The organism is Streptomyces sp. NPDC059679 (assembly GCF_042734105.1).
Taxonomy (GTDB): Bacteria; Actinomycetota; Actinomycetes; order Streptomycetales; family Streptomycetaceae; genus Streptomyces.
Genome location: NZ_JBHWES010000073.1, coordinates 10,882 through 36,563 on the forward strand (window position 1 = coordinate 10,882; position 25,682 = coordinate 36,563).

The window sequence follows — 25,682 nt, forward strand, 5'->3', positions numbered from 1 at the left end:
CGGTCGTGTGCGGACCGGCGGCCGCGCGTGCGACGCTCACAGTCGCCCGGCCCCTTTCGCCACCAGGCCGATGACGGCGAACACCACGACGGTGACCGCGATGAACAGCAGATCCGGCATATGGGCAGCACCCCGGCAGGTCGTGAGGGGACCGCTCCCCCGGCGGGGTGGGCGGTTGTCGGCAGTGACCGGCGCCCTCGCCCAAGCGCCGGATGCCACCGCCGACGCCCCTTGTTAGCGCGCCGGTGGCGCCTGGTCCTGGGACGTCGGCGTGTCTTGCCGCAAATCGGACCGATCGAGTGAGTGTGCCGTGAGGCGCGCGCCCCTCAGCCCGCGGCGGGCGGCCGGAAGCGCAGCCGGCAGATGACCGCGCCGGTGTCAGCCCGGAGACGGGGACGACGACCAGGGAGCGGGCCCGGGCGGGCGGCTCGGGGATCCGGTCGAGCCCCAGGGCCGCGCCGTTCGCGGTGAGCTTGTGCCGCCCGGCCCCGGGGTCGGGGCGTACGCCTACGTACGGGGCCGGCGAGCGGCGGCCGGGCGGTTTCCGCGAGCGCACCATGGAAGTGCGGAGCGCGTGATCGTGTCGCGCCGCGCCTCCACCTGGTACAGGAGTCCGCCGATGGCCCGTGGACGGTTGCGGATCTACCTCGGGGCGGCCCCCGGGGTCGGCAAGACGTACGCCATGCTCCAAGAGGGCCAGCGGCTGCGCTCCCTGGGCACCGAGGTGGTCATCGGCCTGGTCGAACCGCACGGGCGGCGCCCGACCGCGGCGCTGGCGGAGGGGCTGGAGACCATCCCCCGCCACACCCTGGTCCACCGCGGGGTGTCCTTCACGGAGATGGACCTCGACGCGGTGCTGGCCCGCCGCCCGCAGGTCGCGCTGGTCGACGAGTTGGCGCACACCAATGTGCCGGGGTCGCGCAACGCCAAGCGGTGGCAGGACGTCGAGGAGCTGCTGGAGGCGGGCATCGACGTCGTCACCACGCTCAACGTCCAGCACCTGGAGTCCCTGAACGACGTGGTCCGCCAGATCACCGGTGTCACCCAGCACGAGACCCTTCCCGACGAGGTGGCGCGCCGCGCCGACCAGATCGAGCTGGTGGATCTGCTGCCCGAGACGCTGCGCCGGCGGCTTGTGCACGGCGACGTCTATCCCCCGGACCGTATCGAGGCGGCCCTGACCCACTACTTCCGGGTCGGCAACCTCACCGCGCTGCGCGAGCTGGCCCTGCTGTGGCTGGCCGACCGGGTCGAGGAGGGTCTGCAGCGCTATCGCGCCGAACACGGCATCACCGCCCCGTGGGAGACCCGGGAGCGCATTCTGGTGGGCCTGACCGGCGGCCCGGAGGGCGAGACGCTGATCCGCCGCGCCGCCCGGATCACCGCCCGTACGCCCGGCAGTGAGCTGCTGGCCCTCCATGTCGTGCCCGGCGACGGGCTCGCGCGGGGCGACCCGGCCGCGCTGTCCGGCCAGCGCTCCCTGGTGGAGTCGCTGGGCGGCAGCTACCACCAGATGACCGGCGAGGACATCCCCGAGGCGCTGCTGCAGTTCGCGGAGGCCGAGAACATCACCCAGGTCGTGCTCGGCGCCAGCCGGCGCGGCAGGTTCTCCTTGCTGCTGCACGCGGGTGTGGGACAGCGGACCATCCATGACTCGGGCCCCATCGACGTCCATATCGTCACCCACGAGGCGGCGGCGGGCGCCTCCGCGCCCCGGCTGCCCCGGCCCGGCCACGGCGGCACCGGACCGGTGCGGTACTGGTCCGCGCTCGCGGGAGCCGCGCTGCTGCTGCCCCTGCTGACGCTCGTACTCACCGGGCTGCGCACCGGCGTCGGCCTGTCCGGCGCCCTGGTGCTCTACATGCTCGCCGTCGTGCTGGCCGGGCTCGTCGGCGGACGTCCCCCCGCGCTGCTCACCGCGGTCGCGGCGGGTCTGCTCGCCGACTACTACTTCACCCCGCCGCCGCACTCCTTCAAGGTCGAACGGGGCGTCGACGTCGTCGGGCTGGTCGTGTTCCTCGCCGCCGCGTGGCTGGTGGGCACCGTGGCGGGGACGGCCGCCCGCCGTACGCACCAGGCCGTGCGCGCGACGGCCGAGGCCCGGGCGCTGAGCCGGATGGCGGCGGCCATGATGCGCGGGGAACCCCTGCCGACCCTGCTGGAACAGGTGCGGGAGAACTTCTCCCTCACCGCGGTCAGCCTGCTGGAACGCGATACGGACCACGGCCCGGAACCCCGCTGGTACGTCGTCGCCAGCACCGGTGTCCGGCCACCTGAGCGACCGTACGACGCGGATGTGGAGGCGCCCATCGACGACCGTCTCACCCTGGCCGCCCGCGGCCGGGGCCTGAGCGGCGACGACCGCCGCATCCTCACCGCGTGTGCGGCGCAGATCGGCGTCGCACACACCCGGGGCGGACTCGCCCGGCGCGGCGCGGGGACGGACCTCGACGAGCAGGTACGACCGCGTGCCGGAGCGCTCTATCTGCGCCCGGTCGATCTGGACGAGGCGCTGACCGCTGCCCTCGACGACCTCGGCCCCGGCGGCCACTCCATCTCGCTGCGGCTGCCGGAACGGCTGCCCGATGTCATCGCCGACGCCGCCCTCCTCGCCCGGGTGCTGGCCACGCTGGTGGCCGACGCCCTGCGCCACAGCCCGCCCGACGCCCCGCCGACCCTCACGGCCGAGGCGCTGTCGGACCGGCTGACGGTCCGGATCACGGGCGACACCACCGGTGCGGCGGTGGACGGCGAGCGCGAGAGCCCGTCGCTGCGGCTGTCCCGCGACCTCACCGAGGCCATGGGCGGCACCGTGGAACACACCACCGGCGGTGGGGCGGCCTCGGTGACGATCACGCTCCCGACCGTGGCATATCGCCCCGACCCCGAGGGGTGACATTAGTGTGTGCCACACAGTATCGTGTGACGTGTGTCCGTAGAAGAACTGACCCTTGCCCAGGCTCAGGAGCTTCGCCGCGGGACGGTCGTACTGGCCTGCCTGGCGCTGCTCCGCAAGCCGAGTTACGGCTATGCGCTCCTGGAGACGCTGAACGACGCGGGGGTTACCGTCGACGGCAACACCTTGTACCCCCTGCTGCGCCGGCTGGAGAAGCAGGGCCTGCTGACCAGCGAGTGGAACACCGACGAGTCCAGGCCACGGAAGTTCTACCAGGTCAGCCCCGACGGCTCCCGGGTCCGCACCGGTCTGGTGCGCGAGTGGCAGGACCTTGTCTCGTCGATTTCACGACTTACCAAGGAGAGCGGATGAGTACGAGCGTGCTCACTGAGCGATATGTGCACGAGGTGGTCCGGCGGCTCCCGGCCGAGCAGCGGGACGATATCGCCGAGGAGCTGCGCGCCACCATCGCCGACACCGTCGAGGGGCGCGGCTCGGCCGACCCGCGGGTGGCGGAGCGCGAGGTGCTGAGCGAGCTGGGCGATCCGGTCCGGTACGCCGCTCGTTATACGGAGCGGCCGCTCGCGCTGATCGGCCCCGACCTCTATCCGACGTATATCCGACTGCTCGTCACCCTGCTGTGCACGTTACTGCCGGCGGTCACCTTCGGCCTCGTCGTGCTGGACGTGCTGGACGACGACAACCTCGGCTCGGCCATAGGCTCCGGCATCGGCACCTTGTTCACGCTCGGCTGCCAGATGATCGCGGTGCTCACCGTGGTGTTCGGCGTGATGGAGCGGGTCCGGCACCGCAAGGACGTGGTCGATGCCACCACGTGGACACCCGACGACCTGCCCGAGGTCCGGCAGCCGGACAAGGGCGGCGTGGCGGCCTGCGCGGTGGCGGTGTGGTATGGGCTGCTGTTCGGGCTGATCATCTGGCAGCACACCGCCGATCCCTACCGGGTGGACGGCGCGGGCGGCGACGGCAAGCGGATCGAGGTGCTGGATCCGCAGCTGTGGTCGGGCTGGGTCTGGCCGATGCTCGCCGGGCTCGCCGGGCTTGTGGTGATCCAGCTGGCCCGGGTGGCCGCGCGCGGCTGGACCGTCCCCCTGGCCGCTGGGAACGCCGTGGCCCAGGCGATGTTCACGCTTCCGCTGGCCTGGGTGTTCAACGAGAAGTCCGTCTTCAACCCGGACTTCCTCGATGACGCCGAGACCCTGTGGTCGTCAACGGACCAGGCCTATGCCGGTACGGCGCTCATCGTGCTCGCCCTGGGCGTGAGCGCGGTGTTCAAGAGCTTCCGCGCGGCGCGTGGGTGACGCTCGCCCCGGCCAGGGATTCCCTGATCCGGTTCCGGTCGATCTTGCCGGTGGAGGTCCTGGGCAGCGGGTCCGCCACCGTCTCGATCACGCCGGGGATGGCCGCCCGCACCGTACGCTCCGCGCAGTGCTGCCGCAGGGCCAGCACCCCCACCGAGCCCGGCTCGGCGAGGCGCAGCCGGGCGTGCAGACGGTGTCCGGCCACCGGATCGGGGATCGCGACGACGGCGGCCTCGACGACCGCCGGGTGGTCCAGCAGGATGCCCTCGACCTGCTGGGTGCTCACCTGGAAGCCCCGTACCTTCACCATGAAGTCGGTGCGCCCGAGGATGCTGAGGGAGCCGTCCTCGTGCCGGGTGGCGATATCGCCGCTGTGGTAGTAGACGAGGCCGGGGACGCCGTCCGGGTGCGGGCCGAACTTCTCCTCGCTCGGCACATTCGCGTAACCGGTGGTCTGGAAGGGCGTGTTGACCAGCAGCTCGCCCTGTCCGGGGCCGGTCAGCGCGCGCCCGTTCCCGCCGACGACCAGCCAGCTGACACCTGGCAGCGGGCGGCCGATCGGCAGCGGGGTGCGGACCGGGCGGGCGCGGTCCACCTCGTGGAGAAAGCTGTTGTTCGTCTCGGTGCAGCCGTAGTTGTTGTACCAGCGGGCCTTGGGGAAGACCGCGAAGAGCCCGGCCAGCACCCGTGCGGGCATGCTGTCACCGGCGAAGACGAGGTGTTCGGGCTCGGTCAGCGGCTCTTCGCCGGCCGCCGCCTCCACGAGCAGCTGGAACAGCAGCGGTACGCCCTGGATGAGCGAGACGCGGTGGTCGACGACCAGATCGCGCAGATAGCCGGCCGAGGCGCCCCGGTCGGGGTCGACCAGGACGACCGTGCCGCCGTACGCCAGGGTGGTCCAGACATCCAGCAGACACAGATCGAAGTTGAGCGGCGCGTAGTTGAGTACGGCCGTGCCCGGCGTGATCCCGAAGGTCTCGGCACCCCATGCGGTGAACCGGGTGACCGCCCCGAACGACAGCGGGACGATCTTCGGGAGGCCGGTCGAGCCGGAGGTGGTGAGCATGAAGCCGATGGCGTCGTCAGCGACCGGTGTCGGCGGCGGCCCTCCGACGCTCCCGGACACCGTGTGCGGGTCCACCACCCGGTCGATCAGCGGACCGGCGGCCAGGCCGAGTACGACGCCGCATCCCGCCTGCTCGTACAGCTCCTTCGCCGGAGTGTCGGGCAGTTCATGGGACGGCAGCAGGATGCGGCGGCCGGCCATCAGGGCGCCCAGCACCAGGGCCACCGCCTCGGGGGATTTACGCATCCGCAGGCCCACCGGGCGGGAGGCGTCCGGGGCCGCGGTCTCGACCTGGGCGCGGGCCCGGCAGGCCATGGCGTACAGCTCGGCGTAGCCGATCGCGCGGTCCTCCCAGATGAGCGCGGGCGCGGCGGGCCGGGTGGCCGCGTGCTGGGCGAACCTCGTGACGAACGTGTCCGTCATACGTGTCCCTCTCCGGCCGCCGCGCGCTCGGCCGTGGTCCGGATGGCGCTCACCGAGCGGAAGTTTCTGCTGGTCAGCTCCGTGTCGGGGACGACGACGCGATAGCGGTCGGCCAGCCATTCGGCGATCCGCAGCACACCGAGGCTGTCGATCACGGCGGTGGCCAGCAGGTCGTACTCCGCATCGAGCTCGGCCGCGTCGACGCCGGGCAGAAACCGCTCGACGACGAAGGCCGCGATGTCGTCCTCGGAGACGACGGGAGTGGCCGGCGGTGCGGGGTGGGGCTGCGCGGACATGCTGTTTCCCTCCACTGGTTCCTGACGTCCTCACACTTCGATGAGCGTGCAGAACCAGTGCATGCCCGGCGCTGCGACACCCACCAGTGCCACCAGATCCCCCGGCGCCACCTCGCCGTCCTCGATATGGCGCCGCAGACAGATCAGCTGGTCGGCGGCGCCCATATGGCCCAGCTCACGGGCGAGTTCGGCGTTCGTGCGCTCGATGGGGAGGCCGACGGCGTCGGCGGCCTCGCGGATCGCCTGCTGGTTGTCGTTGAGGTAGATGAGCCGGGCCAGTTGGGTCCGGTCCTTGCCGGCGCGCGAGAGGGCCTGGTCGACCACGTCCGCGATCCGCCCGCTGATCTCCTTCATGAACGCCTGGAAGCGCCCTGGGTCACGGTCGAAGTGGCGGAAGATCCCGACCATCGGATCCGCATGCAGATTGTCGCGGCCCGCGGGCGGCACGGGAGCGGCGGAACCGCCGAACTCGATGCGGAAGAAGTCCGCGTACTCGGGGTTGGTGAAGTGGGCTGAGGAGAGCCGCCGCAGGCGTGGGTGTCCGCGCCGCAGCACCGCGGCGACGGCGCCGTCACTGGCGATGGCCCCGTTGAAGTCCATCCTGTTGGTGTGCGCCTCACTGGCCGCGTTGACCAGGACCACCAGTACGGTGTCGGTGTCGGCCGAGAGCGCCATCGCACCGGCCGCGTGGTCCAGCGCCACCGACCAGGCGGCGCAGACCTGGGTGCACAGCACGGTGGGCGTGCCGTACGCGCCCAACGCCCGGGCCACGGCCGCCGAGGAGTCCCAGCCCAGATACTCGGGGACATCGGAGTGGCCGACGACGATCAGATCGATGTCGACGATGTCGAGGTCCGCGTTCGCCAGCGCCTCGCGGGCCGCCTCGGCGGCGAGGTCGGTGGCCGTGACGCCGTCGGCCACCCGGTGGTAGGTCCAGTACCCCAGGGCGCCGACGGCCTCGGGGTCGGGCACATACGCACCGGCCGTCTCGGGCACACCGCGCTGCTCACCGAAGGACGTGCCCATCGCGACGATGCCCATCTCCACTGAAGTGGCCACGTGTTGTCCCTTCGCTCCCACGGTCGGTGTTCACCGCTTCAGGGTCGAGCCCCCGGCGTGCGGGGGAACGGGTTCGGGTTCGGTTTCGGACGGACGGCCCGCCGCCGGGGGCGGGGCCGGAAGTTCGACCACCTCGGCCAGCGGGACGTCCAGGACGCTCAGTTGGCGCCGGGCGGTGTGCAGGGCGAGTGCCAGCAGGGCCATGGCCACGGCCAGGGTCAGCACGGCCGCCTCCACCCCCAGGGTGTCGGCGAGGACACCGGCCGCCAGCGGGCCGATCCACTGCAGTGCCTGGAAGAAGAACTGGCTGGTCGCGGCGACTCTGCCCAGATACGCGTCCGGGACCAGCCGGACCTCGTACGACTCGATGACCACGTTCATCGGCACCATGCTGATCATGCCGGCCATCAGGACCAACCCGATCTGCCACGGCTCGGGCACCAGCGCCACCACGGCGAAGGAGGCCACGAACACCCAGGAGGAGAGCAGCAGCACCCGCCGCGCGCCCAGTCTGCGCATCAGCCACGGTCCGGCGACGGCCCCGATGACACCGCCGACGACCGCGAGCGAGGTCGCGACGCCGACCGCGGTCGGCCCGCCACCGCGGTGCCGCACCAGCACGACGAACAGCAGGGTGAGCCCTTGCGCCACGGTGTTGAGCAGGGCTCCCCACGCGAGGGTGAACACGAGATAGTCGCTGCGTCTGATGAGCCGCAGGCCGTCCCTCATGTCCTCGGCCAAACCGGTCCGCCGCTCACCGTCGGCGTACCGGTCCGGGCCGAGGGGGCGGCGGATGAACAGCGAGCTCAGGGTGATGAAGACGAAGGAGACGGCGTCGAAGAGGAACGGGATCCAGCGGGCCATCGAGTACAGCAACCCGCCGAGGGGGGCGCCGACGAGTTGTACGACCATGTCGCGGCCCATGCCCTGCGCCGTCGCGGTGGCGATCTGCTCCTTGGGGACGATCCGGCGCAGCACCGGTGTCGAGACGCCGACCTTCAGCCCGGCGGCCAACCCGCTGACCAGCGCCAGCGCGTCGAGCCCCAGGACCGGCGGGTCGCCCCGGTACACCAGCAGGGCGACGGCGGCCATCGACACCGCCTCGACCAGGGGGACCAGGCACAGGATGGCGCGGCGTGACACGCGGTCCGCGAGCGCTCCGCCCACCGCGAGGGTGCCGAGTTTGCCGAGCATATGCAGCACGGTGATGGTGCCGGCCTGGGTCGCGGACCCGGTGGCGTAGAGGATGAGCAGCGGGAAGGCGAGCGTGGAGACGCTGGTGCCCAGGGTGGACAGACCGTTTCCGGACCACCAGTACAGGTAGTCGCGGTTGCGCCAGAGCGACGGTCGCTTCCCTTGAGCGCCCTGTGCCTCCCCGGACTCCTCGGACTCCTCGGACTCCTCGGACTCCTCGGGACGTGACCGCGCCATCGACTGCGCCCCCCTGTTCCTTCGCCGTCTCGCCCGTTGGGGCTCCGGGCCCCCGTGGATCCCGCGCAGCATGCTGGTCGATGCGCGTTGACCCGGGCCAGGCAGTGCACCGGCAATTCACGGGGAGATTTGCCGCTCACCGAGGGGAGCGGTCATGTGACGAAGAAAGAATGTTTCAAGAGCGCGCAATGTCGGGATGTCCACTTCGGGCCGCATTGGCGGAGTTGTCAACTAGTGGACACTTGGCGCTTTCATGTCAAGACTACCACTCCCACTCGGCCGAGTTGTCGAGTAGGGTCCGGTTCTTGCCACACCGTCATACCTCGGTCTTCTTGCTGTTCTACGGGGACATTGTCATTGCGTGCACATGACTTTTCGGGTTCTGGAGCATGCACAAGCGGGGAAGCAAGGGGGATTCACTCCATGGTGATTCCAAATGAATTCATGTCGTTCGACGGGACCGACATTCATCAGTTGCGCGACTTTCTGCTCAGCCAACGCCGAATCTCCGGCTGGACCCAAGAAGAGCTCTCCGAGCGCTCCGGGGTGAGCGTGCGGACGATTCGTAATCTGGAGACGGGCTCCAACACCAACCCGCGCAGAACCTCGGTGGCCCTGCTGCTCAGCGCCTTGGGCGCGGCGCCCGCGGCGCCACCGGAAACGGCGCCCTGGGGCGCGGACGACATGGCGGCGCTGCCCGAACAGCGCCCGGAGGCGCACCGCGGCCGCTCGTCGGAGCCCTCGCCGTGGCACGGCCCCCGGCCGCTCGGCGATCCGTTAGTGGGCAGACAGCTCGATATGCGCCACGTCCTGGCCTCCGCCCAGCGCAGCCGGCTGGTCGTCCTCACCGGTCCTGGCGGGGTGGGCAAGACACGGCTGGCCCTCGCGGCGGCGTCCCGGCTGCGCCCGCTGTTCCGCGGTGGAGTCGCCGTCGTCGAGTTGCGCGACTGCCCGCCCGAACATCTCGACCCGGCGCACGCACGTGCCGAGTTGACGCGCGTCACACGGGAGTTCACCGGCGTAACCGGACATTCTCTCGCGGGCGGGCGCGGCGGCCGACGGCTGCTGGTGCTCGACGGCGCCGAACATGTCGCGCAGCAGACGGCCCGCGCCGCGCGGCAGTTGCTCGACGAGCATCCCGGGCTCCATCTGCTGGTGACCTCGCGCCGCGCCCTGGCCGCCAGCGCGGCCGAGACCTGGGAGGTCGAACCGCTGCGCGTGGACGGCCCCAAGGGCCGTGACATGCCCGTGCCGAGCGCGGTGGAGCTCCTGCTGCGCCGGGTGCAGGCCGCCCTGCCGACCTTGGATCTCGCCCATCACCTCCCGCTGGTCACCACGTTGTGCCAGCTCCTGGACGGGGTGCCGCTGGCCATCGAGATCGCCGCACAGCGGCTCCGATCGCTCCCGCTGACCTCTCTCCTCCAGGAAGACACGCTCTTCCATCTGCTCGGCCAGGCCGATACGGGGGGCCTGAGCGCGCATCGCACACTGTCCGACAGCGTGCGATGGAGCTACGATCTGCTCCCCGCGCCGCACCGTGAACTGCTGCACGACTTGGTCGCCCTGCCCGACGGCTTCTCGCTCGACGATGTGCTGACCGCCCAACCGAGCCGCCGCCCCGAGATGGTGCGGGTGGCCCATCTGCTGGCCGAGCTCGCGGACGCCTCGCTGGTCCAGACCCACCGGGAGCGGCAGTACACCTATCGCATCCATGCCCTGGTGCGGCATGTCGTGACACAGCTGGCACGCCACTCCCAGAACACCGCCGCCTGAGCGGCGGCCGGCCCCCGCTCAGCCTTCCGCCGTTCCGGCGGCTGCCTTGACGGCCCGGAGCGAGAAGTACTCCGGGCCGTCGAGGCAGCCGAACATCAGCTCCTCCAGCCAGGGCAGCAGGCTCTCCTCAAGACCGGCCGAGGGGTCGAGCCGGGCGAGCAGCCGTTGCAGTACGAGGACCAGCCATCCCGTACCCCCGGCCGAGGCCCGCTCCCCCGCGAAGGAGTACAGCCAGGTGTACAGGCATGAGGCGGCCGCGTGGTGGACGCAGTGCTCCGCGGCCCGGTCCTGCCCCTCGGTCGTCGCCGCGTCGAGCGACTCGGCGGCGATCCGCGTATAGAAGGCCGCCCGGCGGGCCGACAGCGCGTCAAGGACCTTCAGCAGCGCATCGGCCTCGGACACCGGCAGCTCGCGCTCCGCGATCAGGCGCGCCTCGGCCACCGCCGGGCCCCACCCCCGGGTGATCTCGTCCTCGGTGGCGTTGGTCAGCCGCAGCGCCCGGCCCGAGGGGTGCCACACCGGGGCCTCCTCGGACCAGTCGAAGAGCTGCCGCAGCACCCCGTCCTGGCCGGGCGCGGGGCGGTCGGCCACCTGGGCCACGGTGGGCAGCTGCGAGGCGATGCCATGGAGGTTGACATGGGTGGTGCCCTCGAAGACGCTCGCGATCGCGTGGTCGCGCTGGAGCTTCTGGAAGACACCGGAGGCCACGCCCTCGCGCAGATAGCCGCGGGCCCCCAGGACCCGGGCGGCCTCCTGCACGACCTCCTCGCCCAGCGTCGGTACGAGGTACTTGACCACGGAGGACCACAGGCTGAGCCGGGACGGGGCGACCGACAGCGCGCGTGCCACCGGCAGCGTGGTGCACTCGGCAATCAGCAGGTCGAGATGCGCGTGCACCAAGTGCCGCCGGATGACGGGGATGCGGTAGATCTCCTGCCCGTACAGCACCCGCTCGCGCGCGTGGCGCAGCGCGATCCGCAGCACCGAGTCCATGGTGCCCAGCGACAGCGCGCCGATGGCGGTGCGGGTGATCTGCAGCACCTGAAGGATCTGGGCCAGGCCCGCGCCGGGGCGGCCGAGCAGCGCGCCGGCCGGTACCTCGGTGTCCCGGAAGGTGATCCCGCTCAGATCGTGGCCGCGCAGGCCCACCGTCCGGACGAAGGGGTGGTTGTCCCAACTCCCGGCAGTGAGTTGCCGCTTGTCGACCAGCAGCAGGGACGGGCCGACGCCCTCGACGGCCGCGTAGACGCTGAGGAAACGGCCCCGGGTGGCATTGCCCACCGGCCACTTCTCCCCGGTGAGGACATATCCGTCACCGTCCGGCGACGCCGTCGTCTCGTTGGTCCCCAGATCGCTGCCGTGGTCCGGTTCGGACACCGCGAAACACGCCAGATCCCCGTCGAGGACGCCCCGCGCCACCAGGGCCCGCTGCTCCTCGTCGCCCCACAGCCACACCGGGTTGACGCCGAGCAGCGCCGAGCCGAACATCACCGCGACGGTCAGATTACGGCGCGAGAGCGTACGGGTCAGCAGCACCAGCTGCTCCAGGTTGCGCAGCCCGCCGCCGAAGTGCTCGGGCACCAGATACCGGCTGAACCCCCAGGAGCGGACCAGGTCCACCGCCCCGGGGGGCAGCGCGCCCAGCTCCTCGTGCTCGACCGTCTCCGCGTGGCTGAACGGACCGCCGCCCGCCGCCGGGTCGCCGAGCACCCGCTCGAAGTCCGCGGCCAGCGCGTACGAGGGGCGGTCGGACACCTCGCCGGTCATGCCGTGGGGGCGTCGGCGCCGTAGCGGGCGAAGAGGTCGGACAGCTCCTCCTCGTCGGGAAGCTGCGCCCGGCCGCTCGCCACTTCGGTGGAGACGAACTCGATCACGTCCTTGACGCGCTCCAGTTTCATGGTCTCCTCCGGGGTCAGCGCCCGGAGGCCGTACAGATCCTCCAGGTTGTAGCCGAGTTCCGCGAGTACGAGGGAGTGGAAGCCGAGGTCGCCGACGAGCCGGTGGTCGAGCTCGACCTGGTCGAGTTTGCGCGGGGCGACCAGCCGGACCATGCCGCACACCACGGCGGAGACGGCTTCGGCGCCGACGGCGGCAGGAGTGTGAGTCATGTTTCCGACGGTAAGCCCAGCCGCGGGCCCCTCCCAGGCAACTGGCCCGGCAAGCACACGGCAACTCGGCGTGAGGGACACCGGCAGCGCCGACATGCCGCTCAGGAAGTTGGAGTACACATACCGCGGCGGGCCCGCGGGCTCGGCCGCCTCGACCAGCTCCCGCAAGCTCTCCAGCAGGGCCGTCAGCTCGGCGCGGGCCAGGAAGGCGCCGAGGCAGAAGTGCGAGCCGTGCGCGAACGACAGGTGTTTGTTGGGGGTGCGGGACAGGTCGAACTCGTCCGGCCGCTCGAAGACCCGCTCGTCGCGGTTGGCGGAGGCCAGCCAGGTGACCACGATGTCCCCCGCCTCGACGAACCGGTCGTCGAGGAGGACGTCCCGGGTCGCGGTCCGGCCGCTGTGCAGGGCCGGGGTGGTCCAGCGCAGCACCTCCTCGACGGCCGAGGCGGTGGCGACCCGGCCGGACTTGAGGGCCTGCCACTGGTCCTCGTGCTCCATCAGCGCCCGCAGGCCGCCGACCATCGCGAAGCGGGTCGTCTCATGGCCGCCCATGATGATGCTGTAGCAGTTGAAGACGATCTCCTCATGGGTCAGCGGCCGGCCGTCGATCTCCTTGGTCACCAGGAGGCTGACCACGTCGTCGTACGGTTTGGCGCGGCGCTGTGCGGCCAGCTCCGAGAAGTAGAGCAACAGGCCGTTCCGGGACGCCCAGGTGGCCTCCTCGGTGGGCGCGCCGTCAGCCGAGGACAGCGCGCCGGAGGTGAGGTCGATGATGTGCTGCCGCTCGGTGGCCGGGACACCGAGCAGATCGCAGATGGCGGCCAGCGGGATATGCGCGGCCACATCGGCGGCGAAGTCCACCTCGCCCCGCTCCACCGCCTCCTCGACGAGCGCGTGCGTGCCGCGCCTCACGCTGTCGACCACCACCTCGAGGGAGCGCGGCGAGAACGGCTTCAGCAGGGCGCTGCGCAGCGCCTGATGCGGTCTGCCGTCGGTGACGGCGAGCATCTGCCCGGCCGCCGAATCGCCGCCCGCCAGCAGGGTGTCGAGCACGTTGCCGCGTTCGGAGGTGAAGGTCTCGCTGTCGTTGAGCACCGAGACCACATCGGCGTAGCCGCTCACCGCCCAGAACCCGGGGCCCCGCGCGGTCTCGGGCTGCCAGTGCACGGGGGCCTCGGCGCGCAGCCGACGCCACAGCGGTCCCAGGTCGTGGTGGGCGTGCAGCAGCGGATCGGCCAGATCAAGCTGGTCGAGCGGTTGTGGGGCGGGAGCCCGGCGGGTGTCCATGGCGGTTTCCTTAGGCGTGGTGGCGGGGCGCTGGGGCGCGGGACGCTGCGGTACGGCGTATGGGGGCGCTCAGCCCAGGGGCTTGGTCGGGCCGGGGAAGAACGCGGTGGTCGCCCCCGCGGTCTCGGCCCCGTCCACCACGAACTGCTGGCCCGATACGAACGATGCCTGTGGGGAGGCCAGAAAGTGGAACACGTCCGCGATCTCCTCGGGGAGGGCGTGGCGGCGGGCCGGGATGCGCTCGTTGACCTCGTCGAGCATGGCGTCGGTGTACTCGGCGCGCTGCATGGGGGTCAGTACGGCGCCCGGCGCCACACAGGCGGTCCTGATGAGGGGGGCCAGCTCGATGGCGAAGGTCTGGCACAGCGAGGCCACCCCCGCCTTGCTGGCGTTGTAGTCCGCGTACAGCGGATAGCCACGGGAGCCGTTGACGGACGCGGTGGCGAGCAGGACGCCCTCGCCGCGGCGCAGCATATGCGGGACGGCGTGGCGCCACAGCGCGAGAACACCCATCAGATTGACGTCCAGGGTGCGCCGCGCCTCCTCCTCGGTGAGGTCGAGGATGCCGTGCCGGACGCTGATGCCGGCGTTGGCGATGACGACGTCGATCCGGCCCCGCTCGGCGTGCACCTGGTCGACCACGGCGCGGACGCCCGACCAGTCGGCGACGTCCAGCTCGACCCAGCGGACCTGGCCCCCGCCCTCGCGGGGGCCGTCCACCGTGCCGGGGGCGGGCGGCCGGCGGTCGAGGTTGATCACGTAGTCGCCGCCGCGGGCGAACCTCTCGGCGGTGGCGTGGCCGATTCCGCTGGACGCGCCGGACACGATGACGGTGCGCATGGGGTGTGGCTGCCTTTCCTCGGGAGTCGGCAGGGTGGTGTCGGGGCCGGGTTCAGACGATGACACGGGGGTGCTCCAGGGCGTATCCGCTGAGGTTGCGCCGTAGATTGCGGCTGACGGTCAGCTTCTTCAGCCAGCGGTCGGTCCCGTCGTACCGCGGGGTGAAGGCGCGGCGGCCGTGCACGGCGCGGTAGTTGTCCACGATCAGCAGCGAGCCGGGGCCCACCGCGATCTCCCGTTGGACGCGCCGCAATTCGTCCATGAGCCGGTCCAGCGCGGCCGCCGCCTCGGTGTCCCCAGGGCCCACACGCATGAAGGGGCGGTCGATGCGCAGATACGGATTGAGCCGGTCGCCGAACAGCACCGCGGTGGGTACCGGCCGGTCCGTCATGGCGTACAGCCTGGGCAGCGCGGGGTGGCGGGGCGCGGACGCCTCCAGCTGCCGGATGTGTTCGGTGTCCGGCAGGATGTGGAAGCGCTCCTCGGCGAGCACCGTACGGTCGTGATCGCTCAGCCGGACGTCGCGGACGGAGGACACGACGGTCGGCACCCGGTCCCGGTTGCGCAGGCCGAACAGCAGTAGATAGTCGCAGCGGTTGGGGTGGAAACCGTCCTCGGTGTGGAACTCCAGCAGACTCTCGCTGCCGTAGCCGCTCTGGCGCCGCTCGTCGCCGCGGATCGGCAGGATGTTCTGGATGATGCGGCCCTCCTGGAGGGTCACCCAGCCGAACGGATCGCCCAGCGCGAGACCGCACATCGCCAGCCACAGCTCCTGTGCCCTGGCCGCCCGGCCACCGATGGCCTCGCGCCAGTGGCCGGGGGTGGGGCCGAGCCGGTCGTCGTCCACCGGGAAGCCGCGCACCAGGCACGCGGCGGTGCTCTCGGTGCGGCGGTAGGAGAGGAGGAAGCCGCGCAGCCCGGCGGGCAGCAGCTCCTCGGCGGCGTGGTCGCCGTCGTAGAACTCCGGCTGGTCGGGGGCAGGTTGGGTGTCAGCGAACCGTGCCGCGACGGACCGCAGCTCGGCGGCCTCGCGGGCGTCGAGGTGGTACTCGAGAGGGGTGTCGGGGCTGCCGGGGACCGGGTCGGCCGTTCCCGGGCGGAGGGCGCGGGCAGCGGGATACGTGCTTGTCATGTCGATGGTCCTCCACCGGGTCGTGACCGCTCGGGTCGTCCGTCGTTCGGTCCTGTGCGGCCCGCGCACCGCTGCCGGGCCGCGTGGTGGTGCCTCACGGGGCCGGCCGAGCAGGGTCCCGGCCGTATTGGCCCAGTGGTCGTGCGATGGAAGTGTCCGGCCGTCGCCGACGGTCAGACCGGCTCCTGCCAGTCCTCGGCGAAGGCGTCGAGTTCGTGCTGGTCCAGGGTGATCAGCGGCTCTTCCGGTTCGTCCGCGTCGGTGGCCATGCCGGTGTTCGTGCCGGTGTCCGGAGCGAGTTCCTTCACCGCGTCGGCGAGCGCGGCCACCGTCTTATGGGTGAACACATCGCGTGGCGCCATGTCCAGGCCGTCCGCATGGGCCAGGGTGACGAGCTTGACCGAGCTGATCGAGTCGCCGCCGAGGTCGAAGAAACTGTCGTCGATACCGACTCGCTCGACCTTGAGGGCCTGCGCGAACAGCGCGCACAGCCGCTCCTCGACGGCGGTACGGGGCGCCCGGGAGGCGGGGGTGCCGGAGAAGTCGGGCGCGGGCAGGGCCGCCCGGTCGAGCTTCCCGCTCGGCGTGACCGGCAGCCGGTCCAGGACGACGACGGCCGCGGGCACCATATGGTCCGGCAGGGCGGCGGCGACCCGGCCGCGCAGGGCCGCCGGATCCGGCCGGGCGTCGGCGGCCGGAGACACGTACGCCACCAGCCGCCTGCCGGCCGGGTCCTCGCGGGCGACCACGACCGCCTGGGCGACCGCGGGGTCGTCGGCCAGCACCGTCTCGATCTCGCCGGGCTCGATCCGGAAGCCACGCACCTTGACCTGCTGGTCCGCCCGGCCCAGATACTCCAGGGCGCCGTGCGGCGTACGGCGCGCCAGATCGCCGGTGCGGTACATCCGCGACCCGGCCGGGCCGTACGGGTCGGCCACGAACCGCTCCGCGGTGAGCCGGGCCCGGCCCAAGTAGCCGCGCGCCAGCCCCTCGCCCGCCAGATACAGCTCACCCGGCGCCCCCACCGGCACCGGCCGCAGCGCACCGTCCAGCAGATGGACCCGCGCCCCCGCGACCGGGTGGCCGAGCGGCGGCCTGGTCCGGCCCGCCAGCGGGCGGCTCATCGTCGCCATGACGGTCGCCTCGGTCGGCCCGTAGGCGTTGACCATGCGGCGCCCGGACGACCAGCGTTCGACCAGCTCGGGCGGGCATGCCTCACCGCCCACGACGAGGGTGACACCCGGCGGCAGACCGTCCTCGGGCAGCACGGCGAGCGAGGACGGCGGGAGCAGCAACGTGGTCACGCCGTGCCGGGCCACGGTGGCCGCCAGGGCCAGGCCCGGCAGCAGTTGGTCGGCGGGCGCGACGACCGCGCTCGCCCCGGTCAGCAGGGCGGTCGTCAGCTCCCACACCGAGGCGTCGAAGCTCGGCGAGGCGAACAGCAGCACCCGCTCGTCCGCGCGCAGGGCCAGACCGGTGCGCTGCTGGGCGACCAGGGCGGCGAGGCCGCGGTGGGGCACCAGTACACCCTTGGGGCGGCCGGTCGACCCGGAGGTGTAGATGAGATACGCGGTGTTCTCAGGCCGCAGTGGCGCCACGCGGTCGGCGTCGGTCAGGTCCTCGCCCGACAGCCCACCGGTCAACTCCTCGTCGATACCGCACAGTTGCGCGTCCGTACCGTCCAGGCACAGGGTCCGCCCGGCGCCCGCCTCTGCCATCGGCCCGGCTGCCTCGGCGGTGGTCAGGACGAGGGCGGGCCGAGCATCGGCGACGACCTGGCGCAGCCGCTCCGGCGGGTATCCGAGGTCCAGCGGCAGATAGGCGGCACCCGCCTTGAGTACGGCGACGACGGCGAGCACGGAACGGACCGACTTGGGGATGGCGACCGCGACGGTGTCCTCGGGGCCGATGCCCTGGGCCACCAGCGCCCGGGCCAGCCGGTTGGCCCGCGCGTTGAGATCGGCGTAGCTGACGGCCACTGGCCCTTCGTACACCGCGACGGCCTCGGGCCGGGCCCGTACCCGCTCCTCGAAGAGCTCGGGGAACGTCCGCGCGACGGGGTGCGACGGGCCGTCGGCGGCGGCGCGGAACCGCTTGTGCTCCCCCGCCGTGAGCAGGTCGATACGGCCCAGCGGCGCCGCCGGGTCGGCCACGAAGGCGTCGAGGACCTTGCCCACCCGGGTCAGCAGGGCCTGGGATGCCTCGGCGGTGAACAGGTCGGCGCGGTAGCTGAGTTCGAGGCTCAGGCGCTTGTCCGGCACCACGACCAGGCTGAGCGGATAGTGGGTGGCGCCGGGCACGGGCCGGTCGTCGACGGAGATCCGCAGGCCGGGGATGTGCTTCTGGACGGCTTCGCCGTCGACGGGGGTGTTCTCGAACCCGACGACGGTGTCGAAGAGTTCCCCGAGGCCCAGGGTCCGCTGCAGTTCGGCGAGGCCCAGGTGCTGGTACGGGCCCAGCTCGGCCTGTCGGCGCTGGAGGTCGGCCAGGAGCTGGACGAGTGGCCGTGCCGGGTCGAGCCGCACCCGGACCGCCACGGTGTTCATGAGCAGGCCGACGATGTCCTCGGAGCCCGGCAGCTCCGGCGGGCGTCCGGCGCAGGTCGCGCCGAACACGATGTCGTCGCGACCCAGCAGCTGGCCGAGCGACACCGCCCAGGCGCCCTGGACCACGGTGTTGAGGGTCAGGCCCGCGCGCCGTGCCGCGGTGGCCAGCGCGGTGGTCCGCTCGGGGTCGAGGAGTTCGGTCACCAGATGGGGCACGGTGGCGGAGGCGGCCTCGGCGTCGGGGGCGACGAGGGTCGGCTCGTCCAGGCCGGCCAGTTCCTCGCCCCAGGCCCGCGCCGCCAGCTCCGCGTCCTGGGCGGCGAGCCAGCGCAGGAAGTCGGCGAACTGCACGGGCGGCGGGGCCGCCGCGGCGGCCCCGCCCGCGTAGAGGGCGAACAGGTCGCGGAAGAAGAGCGGCAGCGACCATCCGTCCAGCAGCCCGTGGTGGTACGACACCAGCAGCAGGTGGTCGTCGGCCGCGAGCCGGACCAGGGTGGCCCGCAACAGTGGCGGCTCGGCGAGGTCGAAACGGCGCAGCCGGTCCTCGTCGATCAGCTCGGCGAGGCGGTGGCGGCGCTCGTTCTCGGCGAGCCCCGAGAGGTCGGCCTCCCGCCAGGGCACGCTCATCTCCTCGTGCACCACCTGGACCAGACGGCCGGAGCTCAGCAGGGTGAAGGAGACCCGCAGGGCGCTGTGGCGGGCGACGGCTGCCCCGACGGCCTCGCGCAGCGCGCCGGGCATCAGCGGGCCGGTCAGCCGTACGGGGGCCTGGGCCGTGTACACGTCGACGCCGTCGGCGGCGAGCACCGCGTGGAAGTGCATGCCCTGCTGGAGTGGCGTCAGCGGCAGTACCTCGGCGATCCGCCGCCCGTCCTGGGCGAGTTCCGCCCGCTCGGCGTCGGAGAGGGTGACCAGCGGGCCCGCGGGCGCACGGTCCTGACCTCGCGGTTCGTCCCGTACGCCGGTGTCCTGGGCCACTTCGGCGAGCCGGGCGATGGTCGGGTGGAGGAAGATGTCCTTGGTGGTGATGGCCAGTTGGGCCCGGTGGGCGCGGGCCGCCAGCTGCATGGCGATGATGGAGTCGCCGCCGAGGTCGAAGAAGCTGTCGTCCACGCCGATCCGGGGGCGGCCGAGCACATCGGCGAACACCTCGTGCAGCGCCCGCTCCCGCTCGGTGGAGGGGGCGCGGTACTCGCCCGTGGCCTGGAAGCTCGGCGCGGGCAGCGCCGCCCGGTCCACCTTGCCGTTCGGCGTGAGCGGCACGGCGTCGACCACCATCACGACCGCCGGGACCATATACGCCGGCAGCCGGCGCGCCACCGCGTCGCGCAGCGAGACGGGGTCGGGCCGGGCACCGGGCGAGGGGCTTACGTAACCCACGACGCGCCGCACACCCGACGGATCGGTGGACACCGCCGCCACCGCCCGCGCCACCGAGGGCTCCGCCGCCAGCGCGGCTTCGATCTCGCCCAGTTCCACGCGGTGGCCGCGTATCTTGACCTGGGAGTCCGCTCGTCCGCAGTACTCCACGGCCCCGTCCGGAGCGCGGCGCCCCAGGTCACCGGTGCGATACATCCGGGCGCCCGGCGGGCCGAACACATCGGCCACGAAACGCTCCGCCGTCGGACCCGGGCGTCCCAGGTAGCCCCGGGAGACCCCGGCACCGGCGATGTACAGCTCGCCGACCGCCCCGTCCGGCACCGGCCGCAGGAACGGGTCGAGCACATACACCCGGGCGTTGTCGGCGGGGTGGCCGATGGCGGGCCGACCCTCGCCGTGCCAGAGCATCGCGTCGACGGTGCACTCGGCGGGGCCGTAGAGGTTGTGGACCGACAGGCCCGGCACCGCGTGCAGTTCGGCCCAGAGGTCGTCCGCGACCTCCTCGCCACCGAGCGCCAGAACACTCACCCGGTGCCGCTCCCCCGACGCCTGGAACATGCCGGCGGCCAGCATCTGGCGGGCGACGGACGGCGTGGTGTCGAGGACGTCGACCTCCGCCGCCACGGCACGGTCGACCAGCGCCAGGGCGTCCTTGCGCACGGTGTCGTCGACGATGTGCAGTTCATGTCCGGCGACCATCCACAGCAGCTGGCTGAAGGAGGCGTCGAAGCCGAGGGAGTTGGTGAGCGCCGCCCGCAGCGGCCGGCCGCCCGCCCGTGTCCGCTCCGGGTCGAAGAAGTTCGCCCGGTGGCTGTGGAACATATTGGCCAGGTTGCGGTGCTCGACGGCGACCCCCTTGGGCCGTCCGGTGGAGCCGGAGGTGTAGATCACATACGCCAGGTGGCCGGGCAGCGGCGCACCGAAGCTCCCAGCGGTGTCCAGGTCCGTGGCTTCGGGCGGCGCGGCCTCGTCGACCCGCAGCGTCGCCACGCCTTCAGGTACGGCGTGCGCGGTCTCGGCGGTGGCCAGCACGAGGGCCGGTCCGGCCTCGGCGCAGATCGCCGCGATCCGCTCCGGGGGGTGTTCGGTGTCGAGCGGCAGATATCCGGCCCCCGACTTCCACACCGCCCAGATCGCCGTCACGGCGGCCGCGGTACGGGGCAGCGCGACGCCCACGAGGCGGTCCGGGCCGGCGCCGTGGGCCACGAGCAGCCGGGCGAGCCGGGTGGCGTCGGCGTCCAGCCTCTCGAAGGTCAGGCTGGAGGTGGCGTCGGTGACGGCGACCGCGTACGGGGTCGCACGGGCCTGCGCCTCGAACAGCTCGGGCAGGGTCTGGTCCGGGTAGGCCACCGTCCGGCCGCTCGCCGCGCCCAGGATCCGCCGTCGCTCGGCGTCGGAGCACCGCGGCAGCCGCCCGGCCGGAGCCTCGGGCCGGTCGGCGATGTCCCGGATCAGGGCGCACAGGCGTCGCAGCACCTCGGCCGCCGCCTCGCCGTTGAAGACGTCCTCGCGGTAGTTGAGTTCGAAGCGGAGCCGGGCGCCGGGGTGGACGGCCAGGCTCAGCGGATAGTGGGTGCCCTCGAAGGCGTCCTCGACGGCGTCCCGCAGCAGGGTGACGGTGAGCCCCGCCACCGAGGACCCCTGGACGGCTTCGTCGACGGGGACGTTCTCGAAGGCGACGGTGGTGTCGAAGAGTTCGGTGGCGCCGACGGCGCGCTGGATATCGGCGAGGCCCAGGTACTCATGTCTGGTCAGGGCCGCCTGCTCGCGCTGGATACGGGCCAGCAGGTCCGCCACGGGCTCGGCCGGGTCGACCCGTACCCGGGCGGGCACCGTGTTCATCATCAGGCCCACCATGCGCTCGCTGCCCGGGAGCTGGGGCGGGCGCCCGGCGACGGTGTTGCCGTGGACGACGTCCCGCCGCCCGGTGAGCGCCGTCAGCAGCAGCGCCCACGCGCCCTGGACCATGGTGTTGGTGGTGAGGTCGCGCGAGCGGGCCACGTCCGTGAGCCGTGCCGTATCGGCCTCGGGCAGCTCCGCGACGACGCGCTGCTGGCCGCGGTCGGAGGTGCCGGTGCCCGCTCCGCCGCCCACCAGCGTCGCGCCGTCGAGCCCGGACAGCGCGGTCTGCCAGGCGCGCTCGGCCTCGGCGTGGTCCTGTTCGGAGAGCCAGCCGAGGTATTCGCCGAATGACGGGGCGGCCTCCAGCCGTTCGGCGGTGCCGCCGTCCCGGTAGATACGGAACAGGTCGGCGAGGACCAGGGGCAGCGACCAGCCGTCCAGCAGGATGTGGTGGTTGGTGAGCACGAGGACATGGCGGTCGGATGCCAGCCGCACCAGGGTGAAGCGCAGCAGCGGTGGCTTCGTCATCTCGAAGCGCCGGGCGCGGTCCTCGGCCAGCAGCCGGGCGAGCCGCGCCCGGCACTCCTCGGCGCCGTGGCCGGAGAGGTCGGCCTCCTCCCACGGTGGCTCGACCGCGCGGGCGATGGCCTGGACGGCCTCGCCCGAGCGGCGCCGCAGAAACCCGGCGCGCAGGCTGGCGTGGCGGGCCGGCAGGGCGAGGCAGGAGCGGCGCAGCGCCTCGGTGTCGAGCGGCCCGACCAGCTCCAGGGGGGTCTGCACGGTGTAGAAGTCAACCGGCCCGGCGGGCCCTCGCTCGGTGTCCCTTTCGCCGAAGTGAGCGGTCTCCCCTTCGTCGAAGAGGGCGTGGAAGAGGATGCCCTGCTGCAACGGCGAGAGCGGCAGCACCGCTTCCAGGGATGTCTGTTTCACCGTGTTGTCTCCCACTGGGCTTCGAGCTCGTCGAGTTCTTCCGCGTCGAGGTGCAGCAGGCGCCCGGCGTCCCGCGGTGTCCCGGGTTCGGGGACGGTGTCCTGGGCCACTTCGGCGAGCCGGGCGATGGTCTTGTGGCGGAAGACGTCGTTGCTGGTGACGGCGAGCCCCGCCGCATGGGCGCGGGCCGCGAGCTGCATGGCGACGACCGAGTCGCCGCCGAGGTCGAAGAAGCTGTCGTCCACGCCGATCCGCTCCCCGCCGAGCACATCGGTGAACACCTCGTGCAGCACCCGCTCCCGCTCGCCCGTCGGGGCACGGTACGCGCTCGTGGCCTGGAACCGCGGGGCGGGCAGCGCCGCATGGTCCAGCTTGCCGTTCGGCGTGAGCGGCAGGGTGTCGACCACCACCACGACGGCCGGGACCATATACGCCGGCAGCCGGCGCGCCACGAACTCGCGCAACTCGCCGGGGTCGGTGTCCGCGGCGGCGACGGCGTACGCGACCAGGTGCCGGATCCCCGGCCGGTCCTCGCGGACGACCGCGACGGACGCGCCGACCCCGGGCGCCTGTGCGAGGACGGCCTCGACCTCGCCCGGCTCGATGCGATGGCCGCGCAGTTTGACCTGACTGTCGGCGCGGCCGAGGTAAGCCAGTTCGCCGTCCACCGTCCACCGGGCCAGGTCGCCGGTCCGGTACATCCGCGCGCCGGGCCGGCCGAACGGGTCGGCGACGAACCGCTCGGCGGTGACCTTGGGGCGGCCGAGGTAGCCGCGGGCGAGCCCGTCGCCGCTCAGATACACCTCGCCCGCGACACCGGGTGGCACCGGCCGTAGCGCGGAGTCGAGCAGCCGGATCCGGCCGCCGGGGACCGAGTGCCCCATGGGCGGGACGGTACGGCCGGACAACGCCCCGGTCTGGGTGGCGATGACGGTCGCCTCGGTGGGGCCGTACGCGTTGACCATGTGCCGCCCCGGGGACCAGCGGGCGACCAGCTCCGGCGAGCATGCCTCGGCGCCGACGACCAGGTTGATGCCCCGGGGCAGGCTGTCCGGTGGCATGGCGGAGAGCGCCGAGGGGGCGAGCAGCAGACAGTCGACCCCCAGCTCGGCCACGAGCGCGGCCAGCGGCGGCCCGGGCACCAGCCGTTCGGGCGGGGCGACCACCGCGGCGGCGCCGGTGAGCAGCGCGACGCACAGCTCCCACACCGAGGCGTCGAAGCTCGGCGACGCGAACTGCAGCACCCGGGTGTCGGGGGTCAGTCGGAGTTGGTTCTGTTGGTGGCGCAGCAGGGCGGCCAGGCCCGTATGGGTGACGAGGACGCCTTTGGGACGGCCGGTCGAACCGGAGGTGTAGATGACATACGCCGGGTGGCCCGGCCGCAGCGGAGCCCGGCGGTCGCGGTCGTCGAGGTCGGTGTCGGCGTCGAGGTCGGCGTCGGTGTCCGGTGGTCCTGCCGACTGGCCGCCGGGGCCCTCGTCCAGGTACAGCCGCGGCACGTTGGGGGCTGTTGTGGTGTCGTCGGCCGCCGAGGTGGTCAGCAGGAGCAGCGGCTCGGTGTCGTCGAGCATGGCGGTGATCCGCGCCCGCGGATAGCCGAGGTCGACGGGGAGGTACGCGGCGCCCGCCTTCATCACCGCGATCACGGCCGTCAGCGCCGCGATACCGCGTGGCAGGGCGACGGCCACCAGGCGCTCGGGGCCGGCGCCGCGTGCGACCAGGGCCCTGGCGAGGCGGTTGGCGCGGGAGTTCAGCTCGGCGTAGCCGAGGGCGCCCTCGGGGGTGAGCACCGCGGGTGCGTCCGGTGTCCGGCGGACCTGCTCCTCGAACAGCTCCGGGAAGGTCCGTGGCGCGATGTCCCGCGCCGGCCCCGGCGGCCGGCCGACGGCCAGCGCCTGGGCGCGCTCGGCGGCCGTCAGGACGTCCACGCGGGCGAGCGGGAGGTCCGGCGGGGCGGCGAGGAACCGGGCGAGGAATTCGGTGAACCGGGCCTGGTGCGCGGCCAGTCCGGCCGCGGTGTACCGGTCGGGGTTGGCCTCGAACTCGACGCGCGCGCCCTGCCCGTCGGGCCCGGGGTGACAGGTGATGTTGAGGTCGGTGACCGGACCGCCGGACAGCGCGGTGAGGCGGGCCTCGAGCCCGGTGAACGCGGTCTCGGAGCCCGTCGGCACGATGTTCACCAGCACGCCGAAAAGCTGCTCGTCGGTGCCCAGGAGCCGCAGGTCGCGGCGGAGTTCGTCGTACGGGTAACGCTGGTGGGTGAGGAGTTCGCCGAGCCGCCGCGCGACCTGCCGGACCAGCGCGGTCCGGCCCGCCGCCGGGCTGGCGGTGAGCCGCAGCGGGAGAGTGTTCGACAGCATGCCGGGCACGTTGCGCGACCGGGTGCCGACGCGCGAGGTGACCGGGACGCCGACGGTGAGGTCCCGGGCCCCGGTCATGCCCTGCAGATAGGCGGCGACCGCGGCCAGCATCGCCACCGTCCACGGGGCGCGGGCGTCCCGCCCCGCGGCCCCCAGCGCCCGCAGTTCGGCCGCCGACAGCGCCGTCGTCACCGACAGCGCGCGCCCCGCGGCGCCGGTCGGCACCCCCGGCGCGAGCGACACGGCCTCGGGCCGCTCGGCGTAGAGCCCGTTCCAGTACTCCTGGTCCGTGGCGTAGTCGTCCGACGCGCGGTAGTCCGCCTCCTCCGCCAGCAGCTCCTCCAGGCGGCCCAGCGGCTCGCCCGCCGGCTCCGCCCCGCCGGCCAGGGCCTCGTAGTGGGCCGCGATCCGGCGCGAGTGCAGTACGGAGCCGAAGGCGTCGGACAGGATGTGGTGGCTGCGCTGGTACCAGACGTGGTGGTCGGGGCCGATCCGCATGAGGACATGGCCGGACAGCGCGTCCTGGAACAGGTCGCGCGGGGTGGCGCGGTCGGAGTCGATCAGCGCGTGGGCCGTGGCGAGCGGATCCGGTTCGCCACTGAGGTCGGTCTCCCGCCACGTCGAGCATCCGGGCCCGACCGGCCGCTGGTACAGCCCGTCCGGCCGCTCCACCAGCTCGACGTCCCAGCTGCCGCTCTCCCCCTCCGCCCGGCGGATCGCCCGCCGCAGCAGCTCCCCGTCCACCGGCCCCCGGAGCTCCATGGCGGCCACCGTGTTGTAGGCCGGGTTGTCGGGCTGGAGGCGCTGGGCGTGGAACACGCCCCGCTGGGCGGCGGTGAGCGGAAGCAGCTCGGTGTCGCGTGAAGTCATCGGGTCGTAACCGCTCTCTCCTGCGCTCGACGGACCGCTCCGCCGGACTGCCGGACTGCCGGACTGCCGGACTCACCAAGGGCTCGCAATCTCGGTCGATGCTGCATCGGTGGCGCGGCCG

15 protein-coding genes are annotated in these 25,682 nt (G+C 72.7%); 4 read left to right on the forward strand and 11 right to left on the reverse strand.

What is annotated here, in order from left to right:
• Window positions 1–36: 36 nt before the first annotated feature.
• The gene (locus tag ACFV2X_RS45875) at window positions 37–219 is read right to left on the reverse strand and encodes a hypothetical protein (RefSeq protein WP_385627979.1); all 183 of its coding nucleotides are present in this window, start codon (window positions 217–219) and stop codon (window positions 37–39) included.
• Between the two features lie 400 nt (window positions 220–619).
• Between ACFV2X_RS45875 and ACFV2X_RS45880 the strand changes: the two genes are divergently transcribed.
• From ACFV2X_RS45880 to ACFV2X_RS45890, 3 genes are read left to right on the forward strand one after another with little or no spacing between them, the layout of a single operon-like run.
• Window positions 620–2,896, forward strand: a complete 2,277-nt coding sequence (locus ACFV2X_RS45880; protein WP_385627982.1) for a DUF4118 domain-containing protein — start codon at window positions 620–622, stop codon at window positions 2,894–2,896.
• Window positions 2,897–2,929: 33 nt separating this feature from the next.
• Window positions 2,930–3,268 carry a PadR family transcriptional regulator gene (locus ACFV2X_RS45885; RefSeq protein ID WP_043488197.1) on the forward strand — a complete coding sequence of 113 codons (339 nt, stop codon included), beginning with the start codon at window positions 2,930–2,932 and terminating at the stop codon, window positions 3,266–3,268.
• Entirely contained in the window at window positions 3,265–4,218 is a 954-nt protein-coding gene (locus ACFV2X_RS45890) for an HAAS signaling domain-containing protein (RefSeq protein WP_385627983.1), read from the forward strand. The genes ACFV2X_RS45885 and ACFV2X_RS45890 overlap by 4 nt, the downstream gene beginning before the upstream one ends.
• Here the strand turns inward: ACFV2X_RS45890 and ACFV2X_RS45895 are convergent.
• From ACFV2X_RS45895 to ACFV2X_RS45910, 4 genes are read right to left on the reverse strand one after another with little or no spacing between them, the layout of a single operon-like run.
• On the reverse strand, window positions 4,190–5,707 hold the full coding sequence (locus ACFV2X_RS45895) for an AMP-binding protein (protein ID WP_385627986.1): 1,518 nt from the start codon (window positions 5,705–5,707) through the stop codon (window positions 4,190–4,192). The two genes, ACFV2X_RS45890 and ACFV2X_RS45895, sit on opposite strands and share 29 nt — an antisense overlap.
• Window positions 5,704–6,003, reverse strand: coding sequence for an acyl carrier protein (locus ACFV2X_RS45900; protein WP_385627989.1), 300 nt, complete (start codon window positions 6,001–6,003; stop codon window positions 5,704–5,706). The genes ACFV2X_RS45895 and ACFV2X_RS45900 overlap by 4 nt, the downstream gene beginning before the upstream one ends.
• A gap of 30 nt (window positions 6,004–6,033) precedes the next feature.
• Complete coding sequence (locus tag ACFV2X_RS45905) at window positions 6,034–7,062, reverse strand: 3-oxoacyl-ACP synthase III family protein (RefSeq protein WP_385627991.1); 1,029 nt, start codon at window positions 7,060–7,062, stop codon at window positions 6,034–6,036.
• A gap of 30 nt (window positions 7,063–7,092) precedes the next feature.
• Window positions 7,093–8,493 carry an MFS transporter gene (locus ACFV2X_RS45910; RefSeq protein ID WP_385627993.1) on the reverse strand — a complete coding sequence of 467 codons (1,401 nt, stop codon included), beginning with the start codon at window positions 8,491–8,493 and terminating at the stop codon, window positions 7,093–7,095.
• Between the two features lie 423 nt (window positions 8,494–8,916).
• Here ACFV2X_RS45910 and ACFV2X_RS45915 point away from each other — a divergent pair, with 423 nt between their 5' ends.
• Window positions 8,917–10,266 carry a helix-turn-helix domain-containing protein gene (locus ACFV2X_RS45915; RefSeq protein WP_385627994.1) on the forward strand — a complete coding sequence of 450 codons (1,350 nt, stop codon included), beginning with the start codon at window positions 8,917–8,919 and terminating at the stop codon, window positions 10,264–10,266.
• 18 nt (window positions 10,267–10,284) lie between these two features.
• Here the strand turns inward: ACFV2X_RS45915 and ACFV2X_RS45920 are convergent, their stop codons facing one another.
• The 6 genes from ACFV2X_RS45920 to ACFV2X_RS45945 form a co-directional block, all read right to left on the reverse strand.
• Complete coding sequence (locus tag ACFV2X_RS45920; RefSeq protein ID WP_385627997.1) at window positions 10,285–12,033, reverse strand: acyl-CoA dehydrogenase family protein; 1,749 nt, start codon at window positions 12,031–12,033, stop codon at window positions 10,285–10,287.
• Window positions 12,030–13,661, reverse strand: coding sequence for a cytochrome P450 (locus tag ACFV2X_RS45925; protein ID WP_385627999.1), 1,632 nt, complete (start codon window positions 13,659–13,661; stop codon window positions 12,030–12,032). The genes ACFV2X_RS45920 and ACFV2X_RS45925 overlap by 4 nt, the downstream gene beginning before the upstream one ends.
• Window positions 13,662–13,730: 69 nt before the next feature.
• On the reverse strand, window positions 13,731–14,567 hold the full coding sequence (locus ACFV2X_RS45930; protein WP_385628001.1) for an SDR family NAD(P)-dependent oxidoreductase: 837 nt from the start codon (window positions 14,565–14,567) through the stop codon (window positions 13,731–13,733).
• Window positions 14,554–15,633, reverse strand: a complete 1,080-nt coding sequence (gene gntD / locus ACFV2X_RS45935; RefSeq protein WP_385628003.1) for a guanitoxin biosynthesis L-enduracididine beta-hydroxylase GntD — start codon at window positions 15,631–15,633, stop codon at window positions 14,554–14,556. Before gntD ends, ACFV2X_RS45930 begins: the two co-directional genes overlap by 14 nt.
• A 173-nt stretch (window positions 15,634–15,806) precedes the next feature.
• Entirely contained in the window at window positions 15,807–22,331 is a 6,525-nt protein-coding gene (locus tag ACFV2X_RS45940) for an amino acid adenylation domain-containing protein (RefSeq protein WP_385628006.1), read from the reverse strand.
• The gene (locus ACFV2X_RS45945) at window positions 22,328–25,561 is read right to left on the reverse strand and encodes an amino acid adenylation domain-containing protein (protein WP_385628009.1); all 3,234 of its coding nucleotides are present in this window, start codon (window positions 25,559–25,561) and stop codon (window positions 22,328–22,330) included. The genes ACFV2X_RS45940 and ACFV2X_RS45945 overlap by 4 nt, the downstream gene beginning before the upstream one ends.
• Window positions 25,562–25,682 lie beyond the last annotated feature (121 nt).